The following is a 10866-nucleotide window of genomic DNA, read 5'->3' as shown; positions in this document are numbered from 1 at the left end:
AATGCCGTTGAATGTGGCGATTCGCTACGAAGGCGAGCTGCAAAACTTGTTGTTCCGCTCGGAAGATGCGAAAGAAGGGTTGAGCGCCTTTTTGGAAAAACGCCAACCAAATTGGAAAGGGATTTAAGCGCTGTTGTGATGAAGCCCTTGAAATGGGAAGCCGGTTCATCCATTTCCAAGGGCTTCCTCATGCACATTCATCAGGCAGTCCAATTTTGATAGAAATGGGATGGTGAGCGATGGAATTGCGCGGGTTCGGAAGGCTGTACAATGCGGCGGGGCTGTTTATTGATCATAACGTTCATAGCGGATTAGGGGATAAAACGGCGATTTATTACCGCGATGAGCAAATTACGTACCAAACATTGCAAGAAAAAGTAAACCAGACTGGCAATATGTTGCGGGCGCTTGGCTATAGGATGGAAGATCGTCTGATTATGGTTTGTCATGACACGCCGGAGTTTATTTACACGTTTTTCGGCGCCATCAAAATTGGGGCGGTGCCGATTCCGGTCAATACGATGATGCAACCGTCGGATTACGAATACTTTTTAAATAACAGCCGGGCGAAAGGGTTGGTCATTCACGAAGATTTGTGGGTGCGACTGGAGCCGGTTCGGGAGCGGTTTATGTTTTTAGAGCATGTAATTGTTATAAGTGAAAACGCTAACAAGTCTTTGGATGGAACGCTCTCATTCCACCGGTTGCTTGACCGTGCTGATAAAGAGCTCACAGCGGCTCCGACGAATCGGGATGACGCCGCATTTTGGCTGTTCAGTTCAGGAAGCACCGGAGATCCAAAAGGGGTCATCCATTTGCAACACGATATGGAATATGCGCTGAACACTTACGCGAGACAAGTGCTTGAAATCAACGAACAGGACCGCTGTCTGTCGGCGTCGAAGCTTTATTTTGCCTACGGCCTTGGCGGGGGCATGTACTTTCCGCTAGGCGTTGGCGCCTCAACCGTGATCGTAAAAGAACGCCCGCTGCCGGAAACGATGTTTCAGGCGATTGAGACGTACAAGCCGACGATCTTTTTCGGTGTGCCGACATTGTATGGTGCTATGATTGATTATGTAGAAAAAACAGGGCGGCGCTTTGATGTCAGTTCATTGCGCATTTGTGTGTCCGCCGGTGAGGCGTTGCCGCCATCTTTTTATTATAAATGGAAGCAGTTGTTTGGTGTTGACATTTTAGACGGCATCGGTTCGACCGAAGCGTTGCACATTTTCATTTCCAACCGCATCGGCGCTGTCAAACCGGGCAGTTCCGGAAAAGCGGTTCCAGGTTACGATGTAAAGATCATCGACGTACAAGGGAATGAACTGCCGCCGAATGAAGTTGGGGACTTAATTATCCGCGGCGACTCGGTCGCTCACGGATATTGGAACCTTCATGAGCAAAACAAGCGAAAGTTCGTCGGTGAATGGTTGTATATCGGCGATAAGTATTACCGTGACGAGGAAGGGTATTACTGGTATTGCGGGCGTTCCGATGATATGTTGAAAGTCGGCGGCATTTGGGTTTCGCCGATTGAAATTGAAAACTGTCTATTGCAGCATGAGGATGTGTTGGAAGTCGCCGTCGTCGGTGTGGAAAACGGGAAGGGCTTGACCGTTCCAAAGGCGTTTGTTGTTCTAAAAGACGGAGTAACACCATCAGCAAATAAGGAAGAAGAACTGAAACAGTTTACGAAGCAACATCTGGCCCACTATAAATACCCACGCATCATTGAATTTATTGACGAACTCCCGAAAACAGCTACAGGAAAAATCCAGCGTTTTAAATTGCGGCAATTGTTGGAGTATCAGAACACGAATAAATGAAGCGAGAGGAACGATCGGCCATGAAACGGAATGAATTTCAAGTTCGTGTCAATTTTGGTGATACCGATGCGGCCGGCATCGTCTATTATCCGAATTATTTTAAATGGTTCGATATCGCCGGACACCAATTTTTCCGCAGCATCGGATTGCCGCCGGCAAAACTGATGAAAGAACAAAACATTATCCTTCCGCTTCTTGATGTCGGCTGTACGTTTGAGCGCCCGTTATATTATGACGACATTATTACGATTAAAACCGCGGTAGAGGAAGTAAACCGCAAAACGATTAAGCTGCGCCATGAAGTGTTTCGCGGAGAAGTAAGAACCGGCTACGGCTTTGAGTTAAGGGGATGGGTGAAAGAAGAGAATGGGCGCATTTTTGCGGTGCCCATTCCAGATGATGTCCGTCAGCTGCTTGAAGAAGAGGGTATAGGGGAGTGCGCCTATATCAACCCGTTGCTAAATGCCTAATGGGTGCCAAAAGCCAAGTTCGCATCGTTGCGTCTTGGCTTATCGTTGCTATAAAGCTGCGAAAGGGGGAAGTTTTTTGATTCGAACAGCGAAGCGAACGGAACTGATCGAAGTGGCGCAAGGACGCCGTCCGGCCGATATTGTCGTAAAAGGCGGAACGGTTGTCAATGTTTATTCAGGGGAATTTTTGCGCCAAAATGTCGCGATTTATCAGGATGCGATCGCCTATGTTGGGGAAAAAGATGTCGCAGTCGATGAGCATACTGTTGTGATTGAGGCAGAAGGGATGTATGTGTCCCCCGGATTCATTGAGCCGCATGCCCATCCATGGGTGCTTTACAATCCCGTCAGCGTGACGGCGAAAGTGTTGCCGCTTGGTACGACGACAACGGTCAATGACAACTTGTTTTTTTATTTGCACTTTGGCGCCGATGGATTCCGGCAGCTCGTTGAAGACTTGCGGACGTTGCCGGGCAACTTTTTTTGGCTCGTCCGGCTGGTGTCGCAAGCCGATTTTCCTGGCGAACGCGACTGGTTTGATCCGCAAGCTATCCAACAGCTGCTTCAGATGGACGAAGTCGTCGGAACGGCGGAAGTGACGAGATGGCCGCTATTGTACCAAGGGGATCCGTTTTTAATTGATACGGTTGAAATGGCGAAACGCGCCGGAAAAGTGGTCGATGGTCATACGGCCGGATGTTCGTATGAAAAATTGAACAGTATTGCCGCAAGCGGCGTCAGCGCCTGTCATGAAGCCATCACCGCTGAAGAAGCGCTCCACCGGCTGCGGCTTGGCCTATGGACGACGCTCCGTCATAGTTCGCTCCGTCCTGATTTTCCGGAGATTATCCGCCTCATTACGGAGAAACAGGTTAACACACAGCGGATTACCATGACAGTAGACGGCCCACACCCAGGTTTCATTGAGCGGGAAGGGTTTGTCGACGGATTGGTCCGCAAGGCGGTGGAGCTTGGTGTGCCGCCGATGACCGCCCTGCAAATGGCGACGATCAATGCGGCGACGTATTTGCGGTTAGATGATGACATCGGCGGCATCGCCCCTGGCAAACTGGCTGACGTTCTTCTGCTTCCGGATTTGGTCACGTTCAGGCCGTCGCTTGTCATTTCCAAAGGAAGCATTGTTGCCCGTGACGGCAAGCTGTTGGCGCCGTTGCCTGAAATCGACTGGAATCGATACGTATCGAAAAAACCGTTTTTATTTGCGAAAGAATGGCTCGATGACGAGCGGTTATACCGTTATCCGCATCCGAAGCCGGAGAAGCCGGTGCCGGTTGCGTATTTTAAAAGCAATGTCATTACGGAGCGGAAAGATGTGGATCTTCCGTCTGTTGACGGCTATGCGGATCTTTCCTCCCATCCGGGGCTGTTGTATGCCGCGCTGATTGCCCGCGACGGCCAATGGGTGTCCAAAGCGATTTTGGAGCGGTTTGCCGTTGACATCGATGGCATGGCGTCCACCTATAACACAACGACTGAGTTGCTTGTCATCGGTCGGAATCCGAAGGCGATGAAGGCGGCAGCGAAAAAAGTGTATGAGATGGGGGGCGGAGTGGTTGTTATGGACGGCGGCAAGACGGTGACAGAAATTCCGCTGCCGTTTACCGGTATGATGACGACCGACCATTCGTTTGATACAGCCGTCCGTTTCCATGATCAGTTGTTGGCGGTGTTGCAGGAGCGAGGCTTTCCGTTCCACGATATTTTGTATACACTCTTGTTTTTAACGTGCGACTTTTTGCCGGGTCTTCGTCTGACCCCGTACGGTTTATACGATGTCAAACGGAACGATATTGTATTGCCAGCTGAACGGGTCGGGGAAAAAGTCGCAAAGTAAGCAACAGCACATGCGGCCGCTGTCCATTGTCCACCGCCGGTTTCATCTGCCTTTGGCGAGAACCCTTACTTCAACGGCCAACGGAAGCAAGTGAGGGAGGAATCGCTGAAAATAAGTCATTCCAATCTGACGATGACCATGTATAATAAAAAGATGTAGGTGAATTGAAGGTGATGGTCACCGCTCATGACTGGATTTGGAGATGAAACCGATGTGGCAATCGATCAATCGCCGGCTTGAAAAAGCGTTGCCGCTTCTGACGCCGGCGAGCGTGGCGGTCGGCATATGGCTGTCGGAAGAGTTGCATACGTATGGTGCACTTGTGCCGTGGCTGTTTGCGTTTATGACGTTTAGCGGCAGTTTGCGGCTGCGGTTGGCTGATTTGAAAGAGGCGCTCACCCATCCGGGACCGATTGCGGCGGCGTTGTGCCTGCTTCACCTCATCATCCCGCTTTGGGCGTTCGGACTTGGGCATTTGTTTTTCGGCCACGACCAGCTAACCGTGATCGGCTTTGTGTTGGCGGCGGCCATTCCGACCGGGGTGACGAGCTTTATTTGGGTGTCGCTCGGCCGGGGGAATTTAGCGCTTGCCCTTTCTGTCATTTTGATTGATACGTTTTTATCGCCTGTTGTTGTGCCGCTGACGTTGCTGTTGTTCGCGCGAAGTGCGGTCGAGATCGATGTTTGGCAAATGGTGCTCGGGTTGTTTTTTATGATTATTTTGCCGTCGCTCGGCGGAATGCTGGTCAGCGAGCGGCTGTCCGGCTCGGCGAATGAATGGCTGGCAGGGAGATTGGCGCCGCTTTCCAAACTGGCGCTCATGCTCGTGGTTATGGTCAATAGCGCGGTCGTCGCCCCGTATTTTGGCCATGCCGACGTTCGGTTGTTTTTCATGGCTTTTCTCGTCTTCGTGATTGCGGGCTCCGGTTATTTCCTTTCTTGGATGGCAGCTCGTTGGCTGAAATTTGCCCCGCCGGACATCATCGCGTTGACGTTTACCGGCGGTATGCGCAACATCAGCGCCGGCGCGGTGCTGGCGATCACTTACTTTCCGCCGCCGGTGAGCGTGCCGGTTGTGCTCGGCATGTTGTTTCAACAAGTGCTCGCGTCCTTATACCATCGGCTGTTGGGAAAAACATACCATTCAGCCGCAAGCAGCAAGACGCCGTATGCCGGAAGTGCCCGGTAGACGGAAAAGGCAAGCGGTACGCCGGCTATCGGATAGTGCCCACCGGAAAGAGCCGCCCGTCCTAAAGTGGACCGGGCGGGGACGAGAAAAGCAAACAGGACGCTGCCGGCCCCATCGTTTCACGGATGGGCGATCGACTTGCTGCGGCGAGGGAACGGGACTCCGCCCGCTTAGCGGCTTTGCGCATGTTCTCGTTCCGGTGAACGGATGAGGTGGCGGCGAAGAGGAAGGTCAAGTTCGACAATTCCTTCCACGACGAGCCGGGCGATTTCTTTCGCCCCCCGTCGGTGAAAGTGGGTGTTGTCGTTGATGCCGTTCGGGTAATGGGGATGTTCGCCCGGCTCAAGCCATAAAAACCACCGTTTCGTCCGTTCCGGACCGAGCTGTTCAAACCGCTGTTTGCTTTTCGCCGTCAAATCGATAACCGGCACGTGCTCTTGTTTCCCCAACGCTTTCATGGCGGCAGGATACAGTCCGTGGGAATCGAGCGCCTGCCCGTCGGCGGAAAAGCGCCGCCGCTCGACCGGGGTGATGAGGACAGGGGTCGCCCCTTTGGCGCGGGCGCCGTCAATATACTGTTTTAAATACGCTTGATAGGTGGTGAACGGCTCGGTGTGGCGCACCGGGTCGTTCACCTTTTCATCGTTATGGCCGAACTGGATGAACAAGTAATCCCCTTTTTTCATCTCATGCAACAGGCGGGCCAACCGCCCTTCCTCGACAAAGCTTTTCGCACTGCGGCCGGAAGCGGCCATATTTTTCACCATGACGTTGTCATCAAACCAATCGTCGAGCATTTCGCCCCATCCGGCCCGGGGAGCGCGGGAGCGGGGGGCGGCGGCCACGGTCGAATCGCCGGCTAAATAGATGACGATGGCCGTTTCTCGTCTTGTTTTGGCTGCGTCTCCGTCTGTTGCTGTCCTGGCCATTAGAACGGCGCCGATGGCGATGATGACGGAGCACACGAAAACAGCTTGTTTTCCTTTCAATCAAGTTCCTCCTACTCGACAACAGTTCGTCCTAATGTCAGTCAACGGCTCGATTCGTTGTTATCGTGGCTCATCAGCCGCCTGTTTATGCGCTTCCATGTCCGTCAATCCGTTGAAATTGGCGATGAAAGTTCCAAATCATTGTGAGAAATACGCCATAACCAGCGAGAGAATACAAATGACTCCATGAAGAGTTGTGAACAAACAGGCCGTACGCTTCTGCTTTCATTTCGAATGCCATCATCAACAGAGCCAACGTGATGATCAAGCCAATGCGCCCAAACCGGCCAAGCCGCTCCATAAAGGCAAGAAAGAAGACGGCGCCAAGCGGAAGAACGACGGCCGTAAAGAAAATATCGATTGAAAAGACGGAGGGAAAGGGCCGTTTCGGGAATGTATACAGCCCTTTTCCGACCAAATACAAATCCAAATATGTCCCCGCCCAAGACGCGAGCAGCGCTGAAGCCACGTAGGCGCGTCGGCGGCTAGCGCGCATGAAAGAAAGCGTGTTTGGCGATGATCGCCAGCTCCATTTTTTCGAGCGTTTCACAATAGGCATTTACAATCTCTCCATTCGTCGGTCGTTCCGGTTTTACAAGGTAGCGGACAACGTGCGGGTCGGTAAACCAATCGCCAGGTTCGGCTGCTTCATGGACGACGTTTTTCCATGCGTGACGGAGCTGCGGACTGTACAGGCGCGGGGCGCCAGGGACTATTTGGCAATCGCGGATGCGGCGGCGGTACGGCTCCCGTGGAAACGATTCGCACACGTCGTTAAACAGCTGCGGCCAATAGTCTTTGCGTGAGCCGGTGTGCGGATGATGCACCGCCCAACGCACAGCGTTTTCCAATGTTTCTTCCTCGTCAAACAAAATCGAGTACAGCCGTTTGCCAAGCAAAATGCGCTCGTGGAGCGACTCAAACTGATGGAGTGTTTGGCCGACTAAGGCGGTGCCGCCCCGGCCGTCGTCATGCGGAAACAAAATATGGTTTAAACAGAGCAGCTCCTGCAGCTTGAACTCCAACGTCTGAAAGACTGTTTGCCGAAAAGTAGGGTGTTGAATGACGCGGGACTCCAAATAGCTTTGTTCGTTAACGACTAAGGCGATGGCCAACATGTATGGGTCGCCGCGGCGCCAAAAATGGTGCCATACCGTTTCCATAAACGTTGAGACGCCAAGCCACGGCAATAAATAAAATAACGGCTCTCCCCGCTTTTTGCTTTCCTCATACAACAAAAACTGCGGATAAATGTCTTGAAAAATGAGCCAATTGCCGCGCTCCAAAAAGGCGAAAAACGACTGCCGCTCGCCCTCTGACAGCAGCCGCATAAGCAGCTCTCCTTTTAAATCGGTCATATTCCAGCCGCCGTTGCGCGATACCATATGTCCTAAAAACGCCCAGTGGATTTCGCGATGGCGCAAGTAAAACGCAAGGTAAGCCGCTGTCCGGGTGACATTGTTTTCGTTTTGTTCCGCGGTCACCGCCCGGATGCGGCGGATGAGCTGCTGCTCTTTGGCTGTCAGATCGCGTTGTGATATCGTTGTTGCTTCTTTTTTTCTCTTTTTCTTCAGCTCTCGATAAAGATCAACGAGAGAAAGGGGAAGGGATGAGGTTTTTGGTTTTCGGCAGCGCATGATGAATCCCCCTTTTTGGCGCATCGTGGGCTTGCGAATCGAATAAATATGGAAAAAAGCGGATTTTTGAAAAAGGAAGGCGATGAATAGTGGCCGATGAACGGCGTGTGCTCATCGATGCGCTCAAGCAGTCGCAAGCCGCTGATGGATCGTGGCGGTTTCCGTTTGAAACCGGCATTTCCACCGATGCCTATATGATCATTTTATTGCGGACGCTCGGAATACATGATGAACCGTTGATCCAGGCGCTCGTCGAACGAATCGAAAGCCGGCAGGACGCAAACGGGGCGTGGAAGCTGTTTGCCGATGAAGGAGACGGGAACGTGACGGCGACAACCGAGGCGTATTACGCCCTGCTTTACTCCGGCTGCCGGAAAAAAACCGACCCGCATATGCAAAAGGCGAAAGCGTGCATTTTGGAAATGGGCGGCTTAGAACGCGTCCACTTGTTTACGAAAGTGATGCTCGCATTGACCGGACAATATCCGTGGCCAAGACGGTTTCCGCTCCCGCTTGCCTTTTTCCTTCTCCCTTCGTCGTTTCCGCTCAATATGTATGACCTTTCCGTATACGGAAGGGCGAACATGGTTCCACTTCTCGTCGCCGCGGAGCGCCGCTACAGCCGGAAGACGGGCAACAGCCCGGATCTTTCTGATTTAGCGGCTTCCCGCAATGATTGGCGGCTTCCGGAAACCGAGGCGCTATGGTCGTACGTGAAGCGGTCGCTCACTGGGCTTCCCGCTTGGCTGCGTCATGCTGCCGAACAGCGCGCCGTCCGCTATATGTTGGAGCATATCGAGCCGGACGGAATGCTGTACAGCTATTTCAGTTCGACGTTTTTGCTGATTTTTGCGTTGCTGGCGCTCGGCTATCCAAAAGACGACCCGCACATCGTCCGGGCTGTTCGCGGTTTGCGCTCACTGCGAACCGAAATCGATGGGCATACGCATATGCAATATACCACCGCTTCCGTTTGGAACACAGCGTTGGCGAGCTATGCGCTGCAAGAAGCGGGCGTGCCCTTGACGGACCGGACGATTGAAAAAGCGAACCGCTATTTGTTGTCGCGCCAGCACATTCGCTATGGCGACTGGTCGGTGCACAATCCGCACAGCCTGCCGGGCGGCTGGGGATTTTCCGATGTGAATACGATGAACCCGGACGTTGACGATACAACTGCCGCACTGCGCGCCATCCGCCGAGCGGCGGCCAAAGAGACGGCGTTTCGCCATGCATGGGACCGGGCGAATCGGTGGCTGTTTTCAATGCAAAATGATGACGGGGGATTTGCGGCGTTTGAAAAAAACGTCAGCCACCGCTTTTGGCGTTATTTGCCGATCGAGGGGGCGGAATTTTTGTTGATGGATCCGTCCACCGCCGATTTGACCGGGCGGACGCTGGAATATGCCGGAACGTTCGCCGGGTTAACGAAAGACCACCCTGCGCTCGCCCGCGCTGTCAAATGGCTGTTTGACCATCAGGAAGCTGACGGCTCGTGGTATGGGCGCTGGGGGATTTGCTATGTGTACGGCACATGGGCGGCGGTGACGGGGCTTTCAGCCGTCGGCGTTCCGCCGGACCATCCGGCGATGCAAAAAGCGGTTCATTGGTTGTTGCGCATCCAAAATAACGACGGCGGATGGGGCGAATCGTGCAAAAGCGACGGGGCCAAGACGTATGTGTCGCTCGGCGCCAGCACGCCGGTTCATACGGCCTGGGCATTGGATGCCCTCATCGCCGCTGCCCGACAGCCAACCCCGGAAATCAAAGCCGGCGTCCGCGCGCTCATCCGCCTTCTCCGTCATCCGAACTGGACAGCTTCGTACCCGGCCGGGCAAGGAATGGCGGGTGCCTTTTACATCCATTACCATAGCTACCGCTACATTTTTCCGTTGCTGGCGCTTTCTCATTACGAGCAAAAATTCGGCCCGTTTGCCGATTAGCCAACGATCTCCTGCTCGCCTCTTTGGGATATACTAAATGAAAAGCGGAAGGAGGCCATCGGCATGGCAGCTGTCAGTGGATATCTCATTGCCGGTGCGTATGATGAACAAGGCCGCACCTTTACGATTCGGCGTTTCAAAACATTCCCGGTGGAGTCCGTGCTCGAACAGGGCGACTTAGAGCAGCTGGCCGACTACTTGCGGCGTCACGAAACGGATGGGGAAGGGCAAGTCGTTATTCTTCACGGCCAAATGCCGGTCTGGCTCTCGGTCGACGAGGTCCGGCAATGTCTCGCTGATTTGGACGCTATTCGTTCTCAATGGCCGCACCATTCGACAGAAACGTGATCCCCGCAAAACTCGGTGGACGGGTCTATCCAAAAAAGGAACGGACCGGTTGAAACGAGATTGCCCTCGTTGCCTTCCTACCGTGTTTCATCGGCGATGGATCGGTTTGAGAGGGGATGGTTTTGAGCAGGAAGGGGGCGTCATCCTGGACAGATGGCGTCCTATTTGCGTGGGAGGCGTTTCTGTTCTATGACAGTTGCAGCCATTCGATGGTATAATAGAGGCAAAGCAAGCGGATGGGGGAACGGGCTTGAAATTGAACGGGTTCCCAAATACGAAGAGGGAGGGATTAAGGTGCGGTTAACGGAAACGGAAGTGCAACTGCTTCTCGGAGAAGCGAATGGATGGAAGCTGACCGACGAGCGTTGGATTGTAAAAAAATACCGCTTTCAAGATTACTTGCAAGGAATTGAGTTCGTCCGGCAAATTGCGGTGATTTCAGAAAATGCGAATCACCACCCGTTCATTTCAATCGACTATAAGTTGATCACGGTGAAGCTGTCTTCATGGCGGGCGAAAGGGCTAACGAAGCTCGATTTTGACTTGGCGAAGCAGTACGATGACGTGTATGAACAGGTGAGGCGGGGGGAAGGGGATTCGTAATCA

Annotated in this window: 10 protein-coding genes and 1 pseudogene; 8 read left to right on the top strand and 3 right to left on the bottom strand. The window is 53.1% G+C overall.

From position 1 onward, the window contains the following. The 5 genes and pseudogenes from ACTVDO_RS15970 to ACTVDO_RS15950 all read left to right on the top strand — a co-directional run. Positions 1 to 127, top strand: a pseudogene (locus ACTVDO_RS15970) (enoyl-CoA hydratase/isomerase family protein); the annotation flags it as partial. Positions 128 to 239: 112 nt separating this feature from the next. Further along, on the top strand, positions 240 to 1829 hold the full coding sequence (locus tag ACTVDO_RS15965; protein ID WP_442901857.1) for a benzoate-CoA ligase family protein: 1590 nt from the start codon (positions 240 to 242) through the stop codon (positions 1827 to 1829). A gap of 20 nt (positions 1830 to 1849) precedes the next feature. Further along, a complete protein-coding gene (locus tag ACTVDO_RS15960) occupies positions 1850 to 2299 on the top strand; it encodes an acyl-CoA thioesterase (RefSeq protein ID WP_020960114.1) in 450 nt (149 codons plus the stop codon). Positions 2300 to 2375: 76 nt separating this feature from the next. Further along, entirely contained in the window at positions 2376 to 4154 is a 1779-nt protein-coding gene (locus tag ACTVDO_RS15955; protein WP_442901856.1) for an adenine deaminase C-terminal domain-containing protein, read from the top strand. 211 nt (positions 4155 to 4365) lie between these two features. Beyond that, a complete protein-coding gene (locus ACTVDO_RS15950) occupies positions 4366 to 5343 on the top strand; it encodes a bile acid:sodium symporter family protein (protein WP_442901855.1) in 978 nt (325 codons plus the stop codon). Between the two features lie 170 nt (positions 5344 to 5513). Here ACTVDO_RS15950 and ACTVDO_RS15945 read toward each other — a convergent pair whose 3' ends face one another. From ACTVDO_RS15945 to ACTVDO_RS15935, 3 genes are all read right to left on the bottom strand, one after another. Then, complete coding sequence (locus ACTVDO_RS15945; RefSeq protein ID WP_020960111.1) at positions 5514 to 6332, bottom strand: rhamnogalacturonan acetylesterase; 819 nt, start codon at positions 6330 to 6332, stop codon at positions 5514 to 5516. A gap of 85 nt (positions 6333 to 6417) precedes the next feature. Then, positions 6418 to 6828 (bottom strand): CBO0543 family protein, encoded by a 411-nt coding sequence (locus tag ACTVDO_RS15940; RefSeq protein ID WP_020960110.1) that lies wholly within the window; start codon positions 6826 to 6828, stop codon positions 6418 to 6420. Further along, positions 6818 to 7969, bottom strand: coding sequence for a DUF2515 domain-containing protein (locus ACTVDO_RS15935; RefSeq protein WP_020960109.1), 1152 nt, complete (start codon positions 7967 to 7969; stop codon positions 6818 to 6820). The genes ACTVDO_RS15940 and ACTVDO_RS15935 overlap by 11 nt, the downstream gene beginning before the upstream one ends. A gap of 86 nt (positions 7970 to 8055) precedes the next feature. Here ACTVDO_RS15935 and shc point away from each other — a divergent pair, with 86 nt between their 5' ends. From shc to ACTVDO_RS15920, 3 genes are all read left to right on the top strand, one after another. Further along, positions 8056 to 9912 carry a squalene--hopene cyclase gene (gene shc, locus ACTVDO_RS15930; RefSeq protein ID WP_442901858.1) on the top strand — a complete coding sequence of 619 codons (1857 nt, stop codon included), beginning with the start codon at positions 8056 to 8058 and terminating at the stop codon, positions 9910 to 9912. 63 nt (positions 9913 to 9975) lie between these two features. Then, a complete protein-coding gene (locus tag ACTVDO_RS15925; protein ID WP_442901854.1) occupies positions 9976 to 10260 on the top strand; it encodes a hypothetical protein in 285 nt (94 codons plus the stop codon). 294 nt (positions 10261 to 10554) lie between these two features. After that, positions 10555 to 10863 (top strand): 4a-hydroxytetrahydrobiopterin dehydratase, encoded by a 309-nt coding sequence (locus tag ACTVDO_RS15920; protein WP_442901853.1) that lies wholly within the window; start codon positions 10555 to 10557, stop codon positions 10861 to 10863. The last annotated feature ends 3 nt before the right edge of the window (positions 10864 to 10866 follow it).

Origin of the sequence: Geobacillus sp. BK01 (assembly GCF_052220245.1) — a bacterium.
Classification (GTDB): domain Bacteria; phylum Bacillota; class Bacilli; order Bacillales; family Anoxybacillaceae; genus Geobacillus.
The sequence above is the reverse complement of the archived record's forward strand: the minus strand, read 5'-3'. Positions and strand labels throughout refer to the sequence as shown.

Coding starts and splice junctions, on each gene's coding strand:
- ACTVDO_RS15965 (WP_442901857.1), top strand. CDS start 240: ATGGAATTGCGCGGGTTCGGAAGGCTGTACAATGCGGCGGGGCTGTTT.
- ACTVDO_RS15960 (WP_020960114.1), top strand. CDS start 1,850: ATGAAACGGAATGAATTTCAAGTTCGTGTCAATTTTGGTGATACCGAT.
- ACTVDO_RS15950 (WP_442901855.1), top strand. CDS start 4,366: ATGTGGCAATCGATCAATCGCCGGCTTGAAAAAGCGTTGCCGCTTCTG.
- ACTVDO_RS15940 (WP_020960110.1), bottom strand. CDS start 6,828: ATGCGCGCTAGCCGCCGACGCGCCTACGTGGCTTCAGCGCTGCTCGCG.
- ACTVDO_RS15935 (WP_020960109.1), bottom strand. CDS start 7,969: ATGCGCTGCCGAAAACCAAAAACCTCATCCCTTCCCCTTTCTCTCGTT.
- ACTVDO_RS15925 (WP_442901854.1), top strand. CDS start 9,976: ATGGCAGCTGTCAGTGGATATCTCATTGCCGGTGCGTATGATGAACAA.